This is a genomic window from Haloferula sp. BvORR071, from assembly GCF_000739615.1.
GTDB lineage: Bacteria > Verrucomicrobiota > Verrucomicrobiia > Verrucomicrobiales > Akkermansiaceae > Haloferula.
Window position 1 is genome coordinate 93,480 of the sequence record NZ_BATP01000057.1, and the last position, 20,138, is coordinate 113,617.

Annotated in this window: 15 protein-coding genes; 9 read left to right on the plus strand and 6 right to left on the minus strand. The window is 63.7% G+C overall.

Annotated elements, in window-relative coordinates; translation table 11 throughout:
- Window positions 1-108 precede the first annotated feature (108 nt).
- Window positions 109-741 carry a hypothetical protein gene (locus BV071_RS35915; protein WP_035614442.1) on the plus strand — a complete coding sequence of 211 codons (633 nt, stop codon included), beginning with the start codon at window positions 109-111 and terminating at the stop codon, window positions 739-741.
- 82 nt (window positions 742-823) lie between these two features.
- Here the strand turns inward: BV071_RS35915 and BV071_RS27830 are convergent, their stop codons facing one another.
- Window positions 824-2,290 carry a carboxypeptidase M32 gene (locus tag BV071_RS27830; RefSeq protein ID WP_035614444.1) on the minus strand — a complete coding sequence of 489 codons (1,467 nt, stop codon included), beginning with the start codon at window positions 2,288-2,290 and terminating at the stop codon, window positions 824-826.
- Between the two features lie 80 nt (window positions 2,291-2,370).
- Between BV071_RS27830 and BV071_RS27835 the strand changes: the two genes are divergently transcribed.
- The 3 genes from BV071_RS27835 to BV071_RS33850 are packed head-to-tail and all read left to right on the plus strand — an operon-like array spanning window position 2,371 to window position 7,601.
- A complete protein-coding gene (locus tag BV071_RS27835) occupies window positions 2,371-4,755 on the plus strand; it encodes a serine hydrolase (RefSeq protein WP_035614447.1) in 2,385 nt (794 codons plus the stop codon).
- Window positions 4,756-4,802: 47 nt separating this feature from the next.
- Window positions 4,803-5,378 (plus strand): ECF-type sigma factor, encoded by a 576-nt coding sequence (locus BV071_RS27840; protein ID WP_035614449.1) that lies wholly within the window; start codon window positions 4,803-4,805, stop codon window positions 5,376-5,378.
- A 3-nt stretch (window positions 5,379-5,381) separates the two neighbouring features.
- On the plus strand, window positions 5,382-7,601 hold the full coding sequence (locus BV071_RS33850) for a serine/threonine-protein kinase (protein WP_052573969.1): 2,220 nt from the start codon (window positions 5,382-5,384) through the stop codon (window positions 7,599-7,601).
- Between the two features lie 157 nt (window positions 7,602-7,758).
- Here the strand turns inward: BV071_RS33850 and BV071_RS27850 are convergent, their stop codons facing one another.
- Window positions 7,759-8,805 carry an agmatine deiminase family protein gene (locus BV071_RS27850; RefSeq protein ID WP_035614451.1) on the minus strand — a complete coding sequence of 349 codons (1,047 nt, stop codon included), beginning with the start codon at window positions 8,803-8,805 and terminating at the stop codon, window positions 7,759-7,761.
- 61 nt (window positions 8,806-8,866) lie between these two features.
- Between BV071_RS27850 and BV071_RS27855 the strand changes: the two genes are divergently transcribed.
- Window positions 8,867-9,772 (plus strand): ADP-ribosylglycohydrolase family protein, encoded by a 906-nt coding sequence (locus BV071_RS27855; protein WP_265594992.1) that lies wholly within the window; start codon window positions 8,867-8,869, stop codon window positions 9,770-9,772.
- On the opposite strand, the gene BV071_RS27860 is transcribed toward BV071_RS27855, so the two are convergent.
- The 4 genes from BV071_RS27860 to BV071_RS27875 are packed head-to-tail and all read right to left on the minus strand — an operon-like array spanning window position 9,769 to window position 14,431.
- Window positions 9,769-10,893: a Gfo/Idh/MocA family oxidoreductase gene (locus BV071_RS27860; protein WP_035614455.1), complete on the minus strand. Its 1,125-nt coding sequence runs from the start codon at window positions 10,891-10,893 to the stop codon at window positions 9,769-9,771. The genes BV071_RS27855 and BV071_RS27860 overlap by 4 nt on opposite strands.
- On the minus strand, window positions 10,890-12,203 hold the full coding sequence (locus BV071_RS27865) for a (Fe-S)-binding protein (protein WP_075091021.1): 1,314 nt from the start codon (window positions 12,201-12,203) through the stop codon (window positions 10,890-10,892). The genes BV071_RS27860 and BV071_RS27865 overlap by 4 nt, the downstream gene beginning before the upstream one ends.
- A gap of 5 nt (window positions 12,204-12,208) precedes the next feature.
- Window positions 12,209-13,591, minus strand: a complete 1,383-nt coding sequence (locus tag BV071_RS27870; RefSeq protein WP_035614457.1) for an FAD-linked oxidase C-terminal domain-containing protein — start codon at window positions 13,589-13,591, stop codon at window positions 12,209-12,211.
- Window positions 13,592-13,597: 6 nt separating this feature from the next.
- On the minus strand, window positions 13,598-14,431 hold the full coding sequence (locus tag BV071_RS27875; protein WP_035614458.1) for an aldolase: 834 nt from the start codon (window positions 14,429-14,431) through the stop codon (window positions 13,598-13,600).
- 317 nt (window positions 14,432-14,748) lie between these two features.
- Between BV071_RS27875 and BV071_RS27880 the strand changes: the two genes are divergently transcribed.
- The 4 genes from BV071_RS27880 (at window position 14,749) to BV071_RS27895 (ending at window position 20,134) form a co-directional block, all read left to right on the plus strand.
- Window positions 14,749-15,705 carry a hypothetical protein gene (locus tag BV071_RS27880; RefSeq protein ID WP_265594993.1) on the plus strand — a complete coding sequence of 319 codons (957 nt, stop codon included), beginning with the start codon at window positions 14,749-14,751 and terminating at the stop codon, window positions 15,703-15,705.
- Between the two features lie 89 nt (window positions 15,706-15,794).
- On the plus strand, window positions 15,795-17,012 hold the full coding sequence (locus BV071_RS27885; protein WP_265594994.1) for a metallophosphoesterase: 1,218 nt from the start codon (window positions 15,795-15,797) through the stop codon (window positions 17,010-17,012).
- Window positions 17,013-17,291: 279 nt separating this feature from the next.
- Window positions 17,292-18,842, plus strand: coding sequence for a hypothetical protein (locus tag BV071_RS27890; RefSeq protein WP_035614464.1), 1,551 nt, complete (start codon window positions 17,292-17,294; stop codon window positions 18,840-18,842).
- Between the two features lie 14 nt (window positions 18,843-18,856).
- Complete coding sequence (locus tag BV071_RS27895) at window positions 18,857-20,134, plus strand: hypothetical protein (RefSeq protein WP_265594995.1); 1,278 nt, start codon at window positions 18,857-18,859, stop codon at window positions 20,132-20,134.
- Window positions 20,135-20,138 lie beyond the last annotated feature (4 nt).

Here is a 20,138-nt window from a genome sequence, read left to right on the forward strand (position 1 = left end):
CAAGCCCGGCCGGCAGGGCCCTTGGTCGCGGCCTCGCCGCGAGCCCTCCGGGGCTAGGAAATAATCTGGCCAAAGGGCGGCAGGAAATCCTACGTATGGGCCAACAAGATGAAGTATTTCTTCCCGATGCTATGCGTCGCTGCCGCCGCTGGGGCGGGCTACGTGTTCGAGCCGAAGATCTCCCCGAACCTGATTTCCTACAATCAGACGAAGGAACGCGTGACCACGATCACGCAGGACGGAGGAAAGACGACTGAGACGGCTCCGCCGCCAGCCCTGCCCAAAGTAGACCCGGTCCCAACTCCCGCGCCGACCCCGGCTCCCGAGCCACCGCCGGTTGCGAAGGTGGATCCCGAGCCCGCGCCGACCCCGGCTCCCGAGCCTGAGCCGCCGGTTGCGAAGGTGGATCCCGAGCCTGCCCCTGCACCGACCCCGGCCCCCGCTCCGGAACCGGAACCCGCCGCTCCGCCAGCTGGTGCGGCCCTGGGCGACGCCGACATCGTCAAGGTGATGCAGGACAGCATCAAGGGCGGTGCCGTGAAGGAATTCAAATTCGAGCAGGTGCTCGCTTGGAAGGCCGGCTCCGAGGAGACGGTGGATGGCACCTCGTATCAAACCGGTGAGGCCGCCTACAAAGCAGAAACCATCTTCGGCACGAAGACCATGCAGGCCAAGGCCCTGATCAAGGGCGGCAAGGTCGCCAAGTGGGTCTGGAAGACCAGCGGCATGGAGATCAAGTAAGGGCGCAGAACTGCAGCCCGACCATTGGTATAGGTCCTATACGTCGTATAGGACCTATTTTATTTTGCCGCCGCCGTATCTTCTATCCCACGTATCTCCGCGTCAGATGAGCCAAGTGCGCCTCCGCTGAAGGCTCCTTGCCCGTGGCTTCGCGGATGATCTCTGCTGGAGTCATCACCGCACCCTTGGAGTGCACCTGCTTGCGCAGCCATGCCAGCAGCGGCGCATACTCGGCCTTCGCCACTCCGGCCGCGATGCTTTCGTCGGCTGTCGCCGCGGCGAAGAGCTGCGCCGCATTGAGATTGCCCAGCGTATAGGTCGGGAAATAACCGAGACCTCCCATTGACCAGTGAATGTCCTGAAGGCAGCCGTGCGCGTCATCCGGCGGGGTCATGCCGAAGAGATCCTCGAAGCTCTCATTCCACGCCTTCGGCACGTCCTTCACCGCCAATTCCCCGGAGAGCAAGCGACGCTCCAAGCCAAAGCGCAGGATGATGTGCAGGTCATAAGTCGGCTCGTCCGCCTCCACGCGGATGAAGCTGTATTCCGCCTTGGCCACGTACGCCATGAAGTCCGCCAACTCGACCGAGGCGAGCTGCGGGAAGTGCTCCGCCGCCACCGGCAGCCATTTCTCCCAGAAAGGCCACGAGCGGCCGACATGGTTTTCCCACAACCGCGACTGCGACTCGTGGATGCCCAATGATGCGGCTTCGCCAGAAGGCAGGCCGAATTCATCTCCCGGCAGGCCTTGTTCGTAAAGTCCGTGGCCTGCTTCGTGCATCACGCCGAAGAGGGAAGAGGTGAAGTCGCTCTCGTCGTAGCGAGTGGTCAGTCGCACGTCGCGCGGACCCAGGGTAGTGCAGAAAGGATGCGTCGTGGTATCGATCCGTCCCGCCTGGAAATCGTAGCCGAGCGACGCGGCCACCTTGGCATTGAAGGCCTGCTGCGCGGCGATCGGATAAGGCCCGGCGGGAAGCTGCGGGTTGCGTGCTTTCGAGCGTTCCACCGCGGCGGCAGCCAGATCGCGCAGGCGCGGGCGCAGCGCATCGAAGAGCGTGGCAATGCCGGCCGAGGTCGCATCGCGCTCGTAGGCATCTAACAATGCGTCGTAAGCCTCGCCCTTGTAGCCCCAGCGGTCGGCCTTTTCCCGGGCAATGCCGAGCAGAATCTCCAGATGTGGAGCGAAGGACGCGAAGTCCGACCTCTTCCTGGCCTCCGCCCAAGCCTGCTTGCCCAGCGAGGTCGCCTGCGCTTCCCGCGCCACCAGTTCTCCCGGCAGCTTGGTCGCCTTGTCGTAATCGCGGCGCATCGCGGCCAGCAGGGCGGGGGAGGCCTTGGCGGCTTCCGCTTCGGCGAGAGCATCGCCCCAGGCCTGGGACGTGCCCAGCTCGTGGGCCTTCTCCGAGAGCCAGGCCAACTGGTCCGCGCGCCAGGCGTGGCCGGCATCCGGCAGGTAGGTCTCCTGATCCCAGCCGATCACGGCGGCGGCACTGGAAACCACGGCGCGCTCGCGGGCCATGGCACGAAGTCGGTCGAGAGCGGTGCTCATGGCGGGAGCTTGGGACGGCCCGCCGGAGAAAGCCAAAAATATTTTGTCACCTTTCGGCGGCGGATCGCGCACTTGGGATCATGAAGCGAATCACCCTTTTTCTCTTCGCCATCACCCTGCCCCTTTCCCCCCTCGGAAAACTGTCGGCGCGTGAGCCCTGGGTCACCCTCACCGGGCTGACCGAAGACCAGGCCAACTCACGCGTCGGCACCTTTTCCAACTCCCAAACCGGGGTGGTACCCCAACAGATCTGCGGCTACGTCGAGAATAACGCGCCGCGCTTTTCCATGCTGTGGGCACCCCGCGGCGACGGCGACAATGACAGCCGCCGGGTGATCTTTTCCCAAACCAGCGCGCAACTGATCTCCACCAACAACCAGCTCCAGCCGCTCGGCTGGCGCATGCGCTGGATCAATGGCTACGAGTTCGACGACACGCCCTACTTCAATGCCATCTGGGTGAAGACCGATGGTATTCCTCAGCTCCTTCGCATCGGCGATTCGCAAGCCGACTTCCAGGCCGCAAAGTCCCAGATGGCCGGCACGCACTATCTGGAGAACCTCTGCGTCTATCGCGATGGCACCGCTGTGCGCTATGCCTCGATCTGGAATCAATCGAACTTCGCCCTGTCCTCGCAGATCTCTTACGGCCTAACCGGTGAGGAACTGAATGACGACGTGCAGGCGAAGAAGGCGAGCTGGCACATCCACAATCTCTGCGGCTACACCTTGCCCTTCGTGCTGAACGGACAGAGCCCGATCCGCTACACCGTGATCTGGCGCTCGGGCGCTGCCGGGCAATTCGGCGTGATCCCGAACATGACGAAGGAGAACTTCTTCGCCACCGATTCCAACCAGACCGGCGTCGGCTGGCGCACCAGCTTCCTGCAAATGTGGAACCAGGGCGATGAGGTGCTGGCCAATGCCATGTGGTTGCCGGATGGCGGACTCAAGCAAGCCTACATCAACCAGCTGGATGCCGTTGTGCGCGATGCGATGGAGGCGAATGAGATCCCCTCCGTCTCACTGGCCATCTCGCGGCGTGGCAAGATCGTCTTCAAGCGCGCCTACGGATTTGCGGATGAAGCGGGCAATGAATGGGCAGGCACCGACCACCGCTACCGGATCGCCAGTGTCTCGAAGGCGATCACGGGAGTCGCCGTGGTACATGCGCTGGCGAGCCAGAGCACCTGGAATTTGAATAGCAAGGTCTTCGGCAGCGGTGCGCTCTTCGGCACGGACTACGGCAGCGCGCCCTACAGCACCTACGAGCAGGATATCTCTGTGCGAAACCTGCTGACCCACACGGCAGGCTGGCTGGATGATGGCAACCTGTGGTACGACGATGAACCTTCCTACGGCTCGCAGCACAAGCCTTTCATCGACTACCAGCTCCAGAACCGTTCGGTCACCTATGATCCGGGAACGATCGGGCGCTACTCGAACCTTGGCTTCACGATCGCCGCCCGGGTCGTCGAAAAGATCAGTGGTGACAGCTACGAGACCTACGCGAGGAACGAGCTGTTTGCCCCCTGCGGGATTTCGCCGCTGCTCGGCCCCTTGGTCGGCGAACGCACGCGGGCGCAGAAGAAATTTATGGAGGTGTCCTACTACACGACTTCCGCAAATACTGGTTCACCCGAAACCGTGGATCCGCGGCGCATGGATGGCAGCACCGCATGGATTGCCAGGCCGGCGGATCTCCTGCTGCTGGCGCGCCGCGTCGATGGAGACACCCGCTATGATGATATCCTCGCTCCGGATCGTATCACCGCGCTGCATACCAGGGCTACGCCTGACAGCTCAAGCGGCTACCCGTGGCAGCGCTACGGACTGGGCTGGTATTGCGATGACTACAGCAATCCCACGCGCTGGGGGCACAATGGCAGCATGAACGGCACCCGTGCCGAACTCGTGGTCGGTGTCGGCGCGAATGAAAATGCCTACAGCTGGGTGGCGAATGCCCAAGGCGATGTCCCGAACGATTCCATCGACTCAATCCTCGACGACATCACCGCGAACAACGATTGGCCGGACATCGATCTCTCCGGAACCTGGCATCCGGCCTACAACGCCTGGCTTGCGGAGCACTTCACCGGAGTGGAGCGCACCACGGGGATGGAAGCGATCCTGCTGGCTCCAGAGGCAGATCCGGATGGCGATCATCTTCCGAATGCCGCGGAATACTACTTGGGCACGGACCCGCGGGCGGTGAATGACTCGCCTTTCAGCCTGGCGAAGTCCGGCAACAATCTGCGCATTCGCTGGCAGCGCAAGACCGGCATCGAGGGTGCGACGATCACGCACCAAGGCAGCAGCAACATGAGCTCGTGGACCAGCTTCCTGCAGCCGGAGATCATCGATCGCCCGGACCTGATCTCGCAGGTGGGCTACAGCTATCAGGAAGTGCTGATCCCCATTTCGGGAACGAGGCGATTTGCACGCTTCGACTTCCAAATCCACTGAGTCTCCGGCGGGCTTGATGTTCGGGATGCTCTGCTTAGTTTTGGGGGATGGATGCCCCGCCGGAGAATCTAACCCGACTCTTCGAAGCGATGGATGCCGGCTCCGACCATGCTCGCGAAGCGATGTTGGAGGCAGTCTATGGCCAGCTCCGGGTGATCGCCGCGGTGCGCATGGCGGATGAGGCACCGGGGCGTACGCTGCAGGCCACCGAGCTGGTTCATGAGGCTTGGCTGAGGCTCGGCGGGCCGGAGGGCGGCGGCAGTGGTTGGCGCAATCGCCGGCACTTCTTCTCTGCTGCGGCTACCGCCATGCGCCGCATCCTGATCGAGCACGCGCGGCAGCGCGCTACCCTGAAGCGTGGTGCGGGACGCGAGGCCCTGAACATCGAGAGTGTGCTGGATCTATCAGAGACACCGGCTTCGGAGCGGGTGCTGGCGTTGGATGCTGCGCTGGCGTCCTTGGAGAAGGAGGCGCCCGAGGCGCACCAGGTGGTGATGCTGCGCTTTTTCACCGGCCTCTCGGTGGAGGAATGCGCGGAGGCTTTGGATAGCTCCACCCGCACGGTGCTGCGCCACTGGGCCTTTGCCCGGGCCTGGCTGGCACACGATTTGGAAAGAGATTAGGACATGAGCCTGTCGCCCCTCCAGCGGCTGTTTCAGGAAGCCAGCGAATTGCCGGCGGATGAGCAGGCGGCCTATCTTGAGCGGGCGACAAATGATGAGGCGCTGCGGCGGCGGGTGAGTGACTTGTTAGAGAGTGCCTCGCGCTCGCCGGATTTCCTGGGCTCGCCGACGCTGGATTCACGCGGGAATCCGGTGGCGGATGCCGTGGCCTCGCCCTTGTCACCCGGCTCGCGGATCGGGCCTTATGAATTGCTGCGGAAGCTGGGCTCGGGTGGCGGCGGGATTGTCTTCCTGGCGCGGCAGGAGCAACCGCTGGAGCGCGAGGTCTGCCTGAAGGTCATGCGCGCCACGCTTGATGATGAGGAGCCACGCTGGCGCTTCGAGATCGAGCGGCAGGCGATCGCGCGCATGGAGCACCCGGGCATCGCCCGCGTGCTGGACGCCGGTCTAACGGACGACGGTCGGCCGTGGATTGCGATGGAGTATATCCCCGGCGATGCGATCACGACTTGGTGCGATGCCCATGAGCTGGGCCTAGACCAGCGAGCCGGGTTGATGGCTGCCGTCTGCGATGCCGTCCACCACGCGCACCAGAAGGGCGTGCTGCACCGCGACCTGAAGCCCTCGAACGTGCTGGTCACTTCTTCTGCGGGAGCGGCACCGCGGCCCTGCCTCATCGACTTCGGCATCGCTTGTCTGAATGACTCCGCCACGGACTCACGGCAGACGCGGCCCGGGCGCCTGCCAGGCACGCCGGCCTACATGAGCCCGGAGCAGATCCATGGGGATCCGGACGCATTGGATGCCCGTACGGATATCTTCTCTCTGGGGGTGATCCTCTATGAGCTGCTCACCGGCGTTTCGCCTTTCCGTGAGCCGAATTCGGCATCGCGCGAGGTCACCCCGCCAGAGCGCAGCACGCGGCTGGAACTGGCGGGGGACGTGGCAGCATTGGCCCAGCGTCGTGGCGAGACTCCGCAGGCGTGGCAGCGGGCCCTGCGCGGCGATCTCGCGTTGATCGCATTGAAATGCCTGCGCCGCGACCCGGCGGAGCGCTATGCGAGTGCGGACGCCCTGGCCGCCGATTTGCGGGCCTATGTGGCGCGGCTGCCGGTGTCCGCGAGCCGGCCTACCTGGTCCTATCTCGCCTCGCGGATGATCCGTCGCCATCCCTATGCGGCGGCAGCCGTTGTGGTGATGTTGCTGGTGCTGGCCGCAGCTTCGGCGGCGATCCTGCATGCTCAGCGCCGGGCCGTGGCGGAGCGGAAGCGGGCGGAGGATCTCTTCACCGGCTTTGCGCGCTTGATTGTGGCGGGGAATCCGGAGTTCGGGCGCTCGAAGGATTATCCGCTGCGGCAGGCGGTCTTCGATTTCGCGGAGCATCTGCCAGAGGAACTGACTCGCGATCCGCGGACAGAAGCGCGGGCGCGGCACACGCTGGCGGATGCCTTGCAGGGCATGGGTGAGACCGCGAAGGCGCAGGAACAATTCGCGCGGGCATTGGGCCTGTTAGAAGCAATGCCGGGCGAGGATTCGGCTGATCTGCTGCCGTTGGCCTTGTTTGGCAATGCGATCTCGGTGAGCGAGACGCAGCCGGAACTGGCCCGGGGGCAGATGATGCGGGCAGAGGGGATGCTGGGGCATTCGGATCGCCCCCATGATCGCTACATGAGGATCCGCGCGCTCTGCCATCTCTCGGTGCTGGCCCATGACCGTGACAAGCTGGAGGATGCCGAGCGGCTGGCGCGGCAAGCTTTGGGATTGGCAGACGCGCAGTTTGCGGGCGACCGCGAATTGATCGCGAAGTGCCTTTGGACCTTGGCCCGGGTGGAGCGGTCCTTGAATCGGATGGGTGAGGCGCGAGCCCTGCAGGCGAGGCGGCTCTCGCTGATCGAGAGCGCGATGGGAGCGGACTCTCCGCAGGTTTGGGACACGAAGGCGGAGCTGGCCTTGCTGGATCTCGGGACTGGCGATCCAGCGGCGCAATTGGCGATCCTGGAAGACATGGCGCGGCGCACCGAGAATCATTTCGGCGCGGTTCATGCGCAGAGTCTGGCGAGGTGGATCGACTATGCGCGGGCCCTGGCGCTAACGGGGAAACGGGAAGAGGCCTTGAAGGCTTATCGGGAAACGATTGCCAAGGCGGCAAACGCGCCGTCCTTCAAGGAGCCTGCCACCTTGGCGCGGTGGCGGGAGGAGGCGAGGGAGCTACAGGAGCGTTAGTGACCGTGATTCCTATTGGGATCCTTGCCGGAACTTCTCCAGTTCCTCCTTCAAGGCATCGTAGCTCTCCTTCGGGAGGTCGTAGGGCACCGGGTTGAGTCAGCTTTCAGAACTGCTTCGTCCGCTCAGAGGACTGAGCGGACTACCTTTGTCTGCCTCACGCCGGCTGCTGCTGGGAGATGCAATGCAGCGTCCCGCCTTCCTCGACGAGGTCGAGGCAATCGATGCCCACGACCTCGCGGTCACCGAAGAGTTCGCGCAGCATGCCCAGCGCGCGGTCGTCGTTCTTGTGCTGACGGAAGGTGGGCACCAGCACCCCGCCGTTCACGATCAGGAAGTTCACATACGATGCGGGTAGTACCGGCAATCGCCAGCCCGGGACCTCACAGGCTTCGGGGAGGTGGATCTCCACGATCTCGAAGGGCTTGCCCTCGTGGCCGAGGAAACCCTTCAGGCGGCCGAGGTTTTCATCGAGCACGGCGTGGTTCGGGGAACCGCGGTCCTTCTCGGTGCACGCGATGATCGTCCCGCAGTCGATGAAGCGCGCAAGGTCGTCAATATGCCCGTCGGTGTCGTCGCCCTCGATGCCTTGGCGCAGCCACAGCACATCCCTCACATCCAGCGTATCCCTCAGCTTCTGCTCGATCTCCTCCCGCGAGAGATGCGGGTTGCGGTTTTTATTCAGCAATACCGCCTCGGTGGTCAGGAGCTGGCTCGCGCCGTTCACCTCGATCGCACCGCCTTCCAAAATCATTCCTCCCTCGAAGCGCTTCATGCCGAGGCTCTGCGCGACTTGGCGGGGAATCGAGTCGTCCAGATCGAAGGGCGGAAACTTGCCGCCCCAGGCATTGAAGCCCCAGTCGCTGATCGCCACCTCGCCGCTCTCGCGGTTCTTGAGGAAGATCGGCCCGTGGTCGCGGCACCACACGTCATTGTGCGGATGGTCGAAGAGTTCGACGCGGTCCATCACCGCCTTCGCCTTGTTGCAGAGTTCGCGGATCGCGGCGTGCTCCTTCCCCTCGGCATTGATCCGCACCTTTTCGAAACGGCTGATGCCCGCGGCGATCTCTGCGAACTTCGCCTTCATCAGGTCCTTCTTCTTGCCGCCCCAATGGCGCGGGTCCTCCACCGGCCAGGACAGCCAGACGGCCTCTTGAAAGGACCATTCGGCGGGCATCGCGTAGCGGAGAGCGGCGGGAGTCATGCGGGCGGCAAGTAAGCAGCATCTTGCTTGGCGCGAAAGCGGGAATATGAACGCTGTGACGATGATGACCCGCGATGAACGCCATTCCCTCGCCCGCACCGTCCTGGAAGGACTGGCCATCGGCGATGCCTTCGGCGAACTCTACGCCTACGGCTTTGAGAATGTGCGCCAGCGCGTTGCCCAAGGCGTGCCCGCCGGGCCCTGGTGGTGGACCGACGACACCGCGATGGCACTGGGGGTCATCGAGTGCCTCGAGCGCAACGGCAAGATTGAGGAAGAGATGCTGGCGTGGATTTTTTCCCGCAACTACAAGCGCGAGCCGGATCGCGGCTATGGCAAGGGTGCCCGGCAAATCCTGCAGATGATTGGGGGAGGCGAGTCATGGGAGAAGGCGGCGCGGTCAGCCTTTGGCGGTGGCTCGATGGGGAATGGCGCGGCCATGCGCGTGGCCCCGCTCGGGGCTTGGTTTGCGGATGATCTCTCGGTCGTGGTCACGCAGGCGATGAAGTCCGCGCGGGTAACCCACTGGCACCCGGAAGGCATCGCCGGGGCCATCGCGGTCGCGGTGGCCACGGCCTGCGCTTGGCAGACAAGAGCGCTTCCGGCTGCCGAGGCGCGTGAGGTGATCGGTAGCGAAGTCCTGCGCCTTACTCCGGAGGGTGATACCCGGGAAGGTCTGAAGGCGGCCATGCAGGTGGAACCCATGCTCTCACCCGCGGTGGCTGGACGGCGTCTGGGGAATGGCGCATTGGTCACCGCTCCGGACACGGTGCCCTATGTGATCTGGTCGGCTTTACGTTCGTTGGATGACTATGCTGGGGCCCTCATTGCGACAGTTGAGGGCGGAGGCGACTGCGATACCAATGGAGCCATGGTCGGTGGCATCCTTGCCGCGCGTCTGGGACTGGACACGATTCCGAAGGAGTGGCTTGAAGCTCGCGAAGCGCTGCCACCCTTGGTCGCTTAACAAGCAACGACCTTGCTCTCCCTCTGGGATTCCAGCGCCGCGGCGAAGATCTCATGAGTGGCCACTGCTTCCTCCACCGTGGCGCATCCAAACCGCGCGCCTAACAACCCGGCTCGCTCGGTGAGATAGGAAGCCCACATCTGCTGGATCAAGTCCGGGAAACCGGGCTCGAAGATCCCGCCCGTGATCGTCTTGAATTCCACGCCAAACCCGAGGTCGGTGCGCTTCCACCACTGCTCCTTGCCGCGCTCGAAGAGCTCGAACGCCTTCCAGTCCGAAGTATTCAAGCGCAGCCCCCCCTCAGTGCCGTGGACCTCGATGAACCAGGAATTCGTCGCGCCCGGTGCCAGCCGTTTCATCTCCAAGCGCAGTGGAATTTCATGCCCATGCACCGTCGCCCAGGTGTGGAGCAGCGCATTGTCCCAAGTGTCGCAGGTCGCCATGCCGCCCTTGCCATCCGGCCGCTCCGCATAGCCGCGCGTGAGCTGTGCCATGACCTTCGTGGGCCGCCAGCCGAGGCGTAGCGGCAAGTGGCAGGCATGCATGCCGAGGTCGCCCAGCACGCCGATCTCGCCGCAGCTCGCGCTCTGGCGCTTCCAGTTGGCCGGCTTGGTGGGATCAAGGTCGCTGCTGTGATGGAAACCGAAGACTGCGTGCAAGGGCATCCCCAGACGGTTCTCCTTGAGGTAGTCGAAGGCCCGTAAGGCTCCCGGCAGGAAGGGAAACTCTGAACTACAGCGCACGAAGCGCCCGCTCGCCCTCACCGCCGCCTCGATCCGCCGCGCCGCCGCCAAGTCGATTCCGAAAGGCTTCTCCGCCAGCAGGTCCTTCCCCGCAGCCAGCACGTCGCAATACAGCTTCTCATGCAGATGATGCGGCACCGCCACATACACCACCTCCACCGCGGGATCGGCGAGCAGTTCCTTGTAATCCGTCACCAGCTTCGGGGCATCGGGCAGTTCCTTGAACCATTCGAGCGCCGCGGGATTCAGGTCCGCCACGACTGCGAGGCGCGGAGTCACCGGTACATCGGTGAGGGCGCACCAGCGGGCAAAGGCGCTTGCGATCTCGCGACCCATCAGGCCGCCTCCGATGATTCCGATCGATACCGTGGGTTTCATGATTGAGAGAGGGCAGGGGGCTCGCGCCGATAAGCACGCGCGAGGAGGGTGACCGGTTGCAGGATCTCCGTGGCCATGCCAGCGTCTGTTAGGCCGCGAGCGATTTGCAAGTGGCAGCCGGGATTCGAGGTGGCGAGCACGTCGGCGCCGGTGCTGCGGATGTGTCCGACCTTCCGCTTCAGCAAATCCGCGGAAGTCTCCGGCTGGGTAATGTTGTAGATCCCAGCACTCCCGCAGCACCACGAGGACTCCGGCAGCTCGATCACCTGCACGCCCGGCAGCAGCGCCAGCACTTGCCGTGGCTCGCGCTTCACGTTCTGGCCATGGGTGAGGTGGCAGGATTCATGGTAAGTCACCGTGATGTTCTCCTCCGCAGGCGATGCAAGCGGAGCCCGGCAGCCGATCTCAATCAGCCACTCGTGGATGTCCTTCACCTTCGCATCCCAGAGCTTGGCCAGCGGCCCATAGTGCGGATCACCCGCCAGCAAGCCCGAGTAGTGCCTCAAGTGCGAGCCGCAGCCGCCGGCATTCGTGATGATCGCATCGAACTTCGCGGGCGGTAGCAAATCGATCATCCGCTGCGCCAGTTCCACCGCGATCTCCGGCTCACCGTTGTGCGATTGCAGCGAGCCACAGCAAGGCTGAACGGACGGGGTATGAACTGCACAGCCGTTGGCTAACAGCACATCCGCCGTATCCCGGTTGATGTCTGGAAATACCAGATCCTGCACACACCCGGTAAGCAGCGCCACCTTCCACCTCGGCTTCTCCGGTTCCTCCCGCTCGGCAATCAAATCATCCGAAAACTTCTCCGCGATCTGTGGTGTCTGTGGTTCGAGCCGCCTCAGATTCTCAGGCAGCAGCCGCATGAAACCCCATTTTCGGAAAGCTGTCTCCGCACCGCTCTCCTGATAGCGCCGGAGCACCCGGCCAACCGCCCGCAACACCCGAGGATGCGTGAAGAGGAAATCGAGCGTGAGCCAGCGCCAGAAAGATCTCTGCACGCTCTTCCTCACGCCACTCGCTTCGATGTCGGCCCGTGCCGTCTCGAAGAGCGTCGCATAGTCCACACCCGCCGGACAGGCGCTCTGGCAGGCCAGACAGCCCAGGCAATAGCTCATCTCCTCCGCAAACTGATCCGAGATCCCCAGCTCCCCATCCGCCACCGCGCGCATCAGCGCGATCCGTCCCCGCGGGCTGTTGCGCTCCCGCAGCGTCGCATCATAGGTCGGGCAAGTCGGCAGGCACATCCCGCAGTGCATGCATTGCTGCAGCACTGAGTAGTCGAGGGATTTCAGAGAGCCCGCCATGCCGCTTAAGAAATGATCTTGCCCGGGTTCAGCAGATTGCGCGGATCGATGGCCCTCTTCACCTCGCCTAACAGCTTGTAAGCTGCCCCGCCCATCTGCTGCTCCAGCCACTGCTTCTTGGCCAAGCCGATGCCGTGCTCGCCGGTGATCGTCCCGCCCAGCTCCAGCGTCTTGCCCACGATCTCATCTAGCGCCAGGTGCACCCTCGCCATCTCCTCCTCATCGCGCTCATCGGTCAGGAAGGTGGGGTGGAGGTTACCATCGCCCATATGCCCGAAGGTTCCCACCGCTAATCGATGCCGTGCCGCGGTCTCCGCGATGAAGCGGACCATCACCGCCAGTTCGCTGCGCGGGACGGTCACGTCCTCCAAAATCGTCGTCGGCCGCTTCCGCGCCAGCGAAGAAAACGCATTCCTCCGTGCCGAAGCCAGCTCCAGCGATTCCGCCTCAGTCGCCGCGCGCCGCACCGCCTTCGCCCCATGCTGGACTGCGATCGCCTCCATGCGCTGCGCCTCATCCTCGACCGCCGCCGGATGCCCATCCGTCTCCATCAGCAGCAGGGCCGCGCAATCGGTGGGCAGGCCCACCTTTGAAAAATCCTCCACGCACTGGATCGTCATCTGGTCCAGGAACTCCAGCGTGCAGGGAATGATCCGCGCCGCGATGATCGCCGACACGGTCTCCGCCGCGGCCTCCAGCGTATCAAAACTCGCCAGCAAAGTGCGCCGCGCGGCAGGGAGGGGGAGCAGCTTCAGCAGCACCTCCGTGATAATTCCTAGCGTGCCCTCCGAACCGATGAAGAGATCCTTCAGCGAATAACCCGCCACATCCTTCACGCACTTGTTGCCTAGTTCCACGACCTCGCCATCCGCCAGCACCACCTGCAAACCCATCACATAATCCCTCGTCACCCCATACTTCAACCCCCGTAGCCCGCCCGAGTTCTCCGCCACATTCCCCCCGATCGTCGAAATCCGGATCGATCCCGGATCCGGCGGATAGAAGAGTCCCTGCGCCGCCGCCGCCTCCGCGATCTTCTGCGTGATCACTCCCGCCTGGGCTCGCATTGTCAGATTTCGCGCATCCACTTCCAGGATCGCATTCAGCCTCACCAGGCACAGCACGATCCCGTTCTCCACCGGCACGCTCCCACCGCTCAAACCCGTCCCGGACCCGCGCCCCACCACCGGCAAACCCAGCTCCGCCGCGACCTTTACACAGGCCGCCACCTCCTCGGTCGAACCCGGCAATATCACCACCTGTGGCATGCGCTTCAGCGCCGCTGTGCCATCGAAGCCGTAGGGAATCAAATCCTCCGGCTTGGTCAGGACCTGATCCTGCCCGACAATCGCCGCGAAACGTTCAAGCGCTTGGTCGCTGAGAGCCATGAGCGGTTAGGCATCGATCATCGCCAGGGCCTGATCCGCCGAAGCTCCATCGTGAAGCATCGCCATCAGGGCCCGGACAATGCCCGTCGGATTCGGATGCTGAATGATATTGCGTCCATAGACAATACCGCTCGCCCCCGTTTTCAAAAGTGCGGCCGTGCGCTCCATGATCTCACGATCACTCACCCGCCCGCCTCCGCGCACCAGCACCGGAATGCCACCTGCCGTCTCGATCACCTGTTCGTAGAGCGTGGGATCATCCGTCGGGTCCGCCTTGATCACGTCCGCGCCCAGCTCCACCGCTTGGCGCACCAGGTGCACGATGCCCTCCAGCGCGCCATCGACCATGTAGCCGCCTGCCTCCGCATTCGGCCGGAAGACCAACGGCTCCACCATCATCGGCATGCCGTAGTAGTCGGCCTGTGGCTTGAGCTTCAGGATATTCTCCACGCACTGCGCATGCACCTCCGGCGCGCCAGGGATCTGGAAAAGGTTCACACACACGCAGGCCGCGTCGTGGCGCACCGCCTGGAGCATCGTCTCCTCGATCATCAGGCTGAAGGCCGTGTCGGGCAGCTCCTTGCCATAGACATTCGCCACGTCCGTCCGCAGCACCATCGAAGGCTTCTGCCGCCCCGGCAGGTTCTGCAAGTGCCGTGCCTGCCCCACCGTCAGCTGGATCGCATCCGGCCCCGCGGCGACCAATTGGCGGATCACCTCCGGCATCGACGTGATCCCCGTCAAGAAGCCCGGCTGATTGAAGAAACCATGATCCACCGCCACATCGAAACAGCGGCCGGACTTGGCATTGAAAAGACGGTTGAGACGGAACTGCTTCATTGGGAAATAGGAGAAACTAACAGCATCACGATCGGGGAGGCCCTGCAAGCGGTCATCGCGGGAAGGGCTCCTCGATCGGGAATCCGGGACTACGCGGGGCCGATCGCCCAATCTCCCAAGCAGCGCCGGAAAAATTGACGCGTCGCTGATTTCGTCGAATTCACACGAGCTTCGTCGTCTTTTCCCGGAGGCACGCTACAGCTTTAGTCGTCGTCACCGTGAAAAGACTCTTCCTGACGTTTTCCGCCCTTTGCCTGCCACTTTCTGTTGTTGCGCAAGAACCCGAGCTTGGGGATCCAGCAGAGAAGCCCTTGACCGTGCTGGAAATTCTTGCCGGTCTCAGTGCGGAGAAGATGCCGCGCAAGCCGGAGCCTTGGGTTTCACCGAAGGGCCCGATGGTCCTGCACGGCGACCTCTTCGGCGATGGCCGCCACCTGGCGGTCGAGGGCTCGGGCTTGGCCGTGGGCGACAAGAAGGGCTGGAAGGTTCTCTCCGAGTGGAAGGATGTGTTTCCAGCTTGGGTCCCTGAGGGAAAAACTCCTGAGGAAGCCGGCTATCAACACATCTACCCACCGTCGGTGCCCTTTGTCCTCAAGGATGTGACCGGCGACAAGGTGCCTGAGATTCTGATCTCTTTCGAAAACGATGGCTGGAGCCTTGGATATCACATCCTGAAAAAGAAAGGCGAGGGGGCCGAGCTTCTTGAGATGAGGTCGGAGCGTGGTGAGCCCAGACTGGAAGCAGGCTTGATGGTAGTGTGCACCTCGGATTGGGGACGGAAATGCTGGGGGAGCGTGGACACCTTCTACCGCTGGACCAAGGGTGTCCCGGTGGAGTTGGGCTCCTTCGGCGAGTACTGCGCGGACCCGGACCACCCGACCCTCTTTGTCATGCGGAGGCTTCCTGACGGCTCCGAGCAAGCCTTGGGAATCGAGTCGGAGGGTGACAAGTTGGTGGTCAAGACTGGCAAGTTTAAGGCTTGGGAGATCGAGGATGCCAAGGACTTCGCGACCGTGCGCGATGCGGCAGACAAGGAGGGGCCGGGGCTCTACAAAGCCACTGCCCTCCTCTTCGAACGCGTGACCGGGATTCCGGGAGAGTTGTGCTTTGAAGCTTCGCGGGAAGGCGGGGCGCCCGAAGCGGACCTACGGAAGCGTCACAGGGAAGCCAAAGCCGCCATGAAGCTGGAGATCGAAGGCAGCCCGGAAGCCAAGGCGCTTCTGGGCGAGAAGAAGCCGGAGTCAGCGAAGCCGCAGGGGAAGAAAAAGCGCTGACTTTGTCAAAACCGCCAATCTCGGTGGCAATATCGCTGATTAGACTAATTTGTCGTGAATTTGTCGATTTTGTGACGTATTCAGCCCTCGTGAAACGTCGTGGATTTCTTGGCAAGGTCGCAGGTGGAGCAGTGGCAGGTGCCGCGGGCATCGCACAAGCGCAGGACAGCAAAACCGCCCCGGCCGCCGCGCCGGCGGTGGATCCGAACGCGCCGCTGGTGAAAACCCCGGCCGTGGTGATGGCCCCGCAGTCCGATGGCGTGGAAGTCGTCTGGGCGGTCTCCCGGCTGGCCCGCGGTCATGTCGAGTGGAAGGCCGAGGACGGCAGCAGCGGCACCGCCGGTGCCGACCGCTTCGGCTTCGTGCCGCAGGGCGATGAAATCCTGCGCGTGAAGCTCAGCGGCCTGAAGCCGGGTACCGCCTACCAGCTCCGCGCCATCACCGACTCCGTCGACAACAAGGAGCACATCGAAGGCCCGTGGAAGAAGTTCAAGACCCTCAACCCCAACGCGAAGGAAACGCAGTTCGTGGTCTGGAACGACACCCACCAGAACGAGGAAACCATCAAGCGTCTGCACGCCGTGACCCCCACCGGTGACTTCCTGCTCTGGAACGGTGATACCTGCAACGACTGGCACCAGGAAGACTGGTTGGTGCCCACGCTGCTGCACCCCGCCGGGCAAGACATCAGCGAGGGCCGGCCGATGCTGCTGACCTGGGGCAACCACGACGTGCGCGGCAAGTGGGCCTTCCGCGTGCCGGAGATGATCGCCACGCCGCAGGGCCGTCCCTTCTACGCCTTCCGCAGCGGCCCCGTCGCCTTCATCTGCCTGCACACCGGCGAGGACAAGCCGGACAATCACCCGAACTTCGGCGGTCGTGTCGCCTTCGAGTCCCTGCGCCGCGAGCAAGCCGAGTGGATCAAGGAAGTCAGCGCTCGGCCGGAGTTCCGCGATGCACCGTACCGCGTCGTCTTCTGCCACATCCCCCTGCGCTGGACCCAGGAGATCACCGAAGTCGGCTACGACAAGGGCGGCTACGATGCCTTTAGTAGATTCAGCCGCGATGCCTGGCACGATGCCTTGGTGGCTTGGAAGACCCAGATCGTGATCTCCGGCCACACTCACAGTCCGGCGTCGATCGCGCCGAACGAGAAATTCCCCTATGCCCAGCTCGTCGGCGGTGGCCCTCGGCCCGAGCACGCGACCTGGACCGAGGGCAAGGCGGATGCGAATGCCCTGACTTTCGTGATGAAGAATCTTGAGGGCAAGGTTGTGCACGAGGTCACGCTCAAGCCGCTGGTGTGAGAGGGTGATTGGAATGGCGCTTGTTTGGTGGCATTAGCATTGGCTCTTCCGATCCCGACGGGATCGGAAGAAGTGGCGCGGCCTCTCCTGAGCCGCGACTGTGCACCTCCCCCCGTCCTCCGGGTCTTCTCAGATGGAGGGTTCCCCCATTCTTCATAAGGGGGAACTCTGGACCTTTTAGAGCTGCGGGATAGGGGTGGATTTTCCCGGTCGCGGCTCTGGAGAGGCCGCGCCACTTCGGGGGCTTGACCCAAGAGGGTAGATATCATCTTTGACCGCATGCGGCGGAGCCTGCTGATCACTGCCTTGCTGGCGAGTCACGGCGTGGCCTTGTGGCTGGGCCGGCACTCGCCGGTAGCGGAGACGGCGGCGGCCAGCTCACCGCCAGCCCCAGCTCCCGGCAAGCCAGTGGCTACGGGTCTCGCATCCTTCCTGGGCAGCAGCGTGAAGCCGGCGGAGGAGGCGGCGACCGAAGACGAGGCAGAAGCGGAGGAGGGCGAAGACGAAGACAGCCTCCTAGCCGCAGCCCGTGGTGCCATTCCCGCGGATACGGATGTGGCGGCCCTGGTGAAAGCCGCCGCCGCGGATCCGGACCTGACCGTCTCCCGCGAGACCCGCGCCGCCTTCGGCGTCTGGGTGGACCGCGATCCGGTCGCCGCCTTGCGCTGGGCCACAGAGTGGGCGCGGGATTATTCCGGCTCGCCGGAAGACCTGCTGGAGGAGTTTTCCCGCCACCTTCGCGAGGGCGGCACGGCGCAGCTCGCGCTCTACCTGCGGGAAGTGCCGGCAGCGCGGTCCTTCCTGTTTGAGCAGGCCGCCTACGTGGCCAATGACCGGGAACCTGTATTCGCGCTGCAACTCGCCGCGAGCTTGGGTTCCCACGAGGACCGGCTCGAACTTTTGGCTAAACGCTTCCGCAATGACCCTGACTTGAAGGACCATCTTGCCAGTATCCGGCAGCTTCTGGATGACAGCAGCGCCGCCGGATTCTTGGGAGAAATCATTGGCTTCTTTCCAGTGGCAAGCGGACTTGTGGAGGCGCTTGAGCAATCCGGCTACCCTCCCTATGCGGTGGCCCAATTCGCGGCCGATTGCGCCGCAGGTGAGGGCCAGACGCGGACCAATGCCGATTTCATCGGCACGGTGGCGAACACCACGATTCCGGGCGTCCCGGCCGCGACCGGCACGAATGTGACTGACATTGTGACCGTCGGACTGCGTTCGGGCGATGGGGCCATTAACCGCAACAACATCGACGCGGTTCTCAACAATCCGAACCGGACCGAGGGCATCTTGATGGCGGACAAGATCCGCGGCTATTTCTCGGGCGGCTCTTCCAGCTCATCCGTCGCCTGGGCTTTGTTTTCGAGTTCGGATTTCGACGGGATCGAGGGCTATGCCGAGAGCCGCGACCAATTCCTGCGTGGCAAGATCACGGGCGAGGAGTGGATTTCGGCGATGGAGCGGGCCGTGCCCAGTGGTTCAGGGCTGCACGATGAGATCTCGGCGCTGGCCTTCCGGGCCGCGGTGGAGGACGACCCGCGCCGGGCGCTGAGCTTGCTTTCACCTTCGTTTCCGCATCAGGAGCGGCTGGTGAACTTGCCGGTCTCGCCGGAAGTCGGGTTCTTGATGGCGAAGCAGCTTTCCGAGGGTGGAGAGCCTTCCTTCACGGCGCTGTCCCTGCTGGGGCAGCGCTTCTCGGCATGGTTCGAGGAAGATCCGGCAAGCTGTGCCGCCTACGTGGCGGAGATGCCCTCAGGGGCCATGAAAGAGAGCCTGGCGCCATGGATGGAGCCGCCACCGGATTTGGGAGGGGAGGAAGGCCCATGAAGATTAGTCCGCTCATGGGATGGTCCTTGTTGCTCCTGCTCACGCATGCGGCGGCATTCCTTGTGGCTCGTCCCAAGGCTTCTTCGAGTGCAGGGTTTGTGGTCGGTGCGATGGATCAGCCAGCACCCCTGCCAGCGGCCAAGGCCGGTGACCGCCAGCGCCCGAAGCCACCCTCGGTGCATGCCGGGCTGCTGGCCGAGTTGAATGCGAGCGATCTGAAGGGTGAGGAATACGACAAGGCCTTTGCCGCGATCTTCCGCGAGTGGATCAAGCGGGATCTCCGCGGGGCCCTGCTGTTTGCATTCGGGCCGGAATCCGGCCAGCGCAGCAAGCAGGTTGGCAGGGAGTGCGAGGAGGCGCTCAAAGGGGAGCTGCTGGCGCAGGCCATGCAGGTGGGACAGTGGATCAGCAGCGGCTATTTCGGATCGCGCTCCGGGGAAGTGGCTGGAGCTTGGGCCAAGGCCTTGGTGGAAGCGGGGCCACAGCGCGAGATCGTGATGGAGGCCCTGCCGCATTTGCCGAAGCCCGCGCGGGTTGAGGCGATCGATGAGCTTTGTGACACGGCGAAGGACCACGAGCTTGCGGAGCTGCGCCGGTGGATGGTCCCGGAGTCGCAAGGGGGTCTGGAGGACTACGCCAAGCGGGTGGTGCGCTTCAGCGGGGATGATGCCGAGAACATCTTCGCGGGGGAGGATGATCCGAAAGTGCTGGAGGAACTCTGTAAGGCTTACAAGCAACGCCATGTCGATTCCTTGCCTGCCACCGAGGCGGTGGCGGCCGCGCTCAAGTTCCCGGAGAGCTATTGCGGGGAGTTGTTGAAAGAGATCGCGGGCCGCGAATCCGGCGGGATGGCAGGCTTCACCGCGATGCTGTCGGAGATGGACCGCCTTGGACTGTGGGAGGGGTTGCCCGGGGAATGCGAGCAGGAGATCCTCAGCTCGGGGATCGAGGCGCACTACGGCAGCTATAGCCTTCCGGAGGAGGTCCTCGCGCAGCTCGGCGGGATTTCCCGGGAAAGCACCCGCCTTGCCGCGTTCAAGGAGGCGGGGGGCCGCGTTGCCGGCCGGGCTGGCGAGGCATTGGTGAACGCCATGGAGGCCTTGCCCCAAGGCAAGGAGCGCGATGCCTTGATTGAAGGCATTTGGGATGGCGCGATGAAGTTCAGCGACGAGACGGCAGCGCGGGTTCTGGCCTCCGTCTCCGATCCGGGCTTGCGCGCAAGATTGCAAGCGTCCGAGGCCGGGGAGGCCGAAGCGAATGAGGGCGTCTTCCCGCTTTCTCCCTCCGACTGATCGA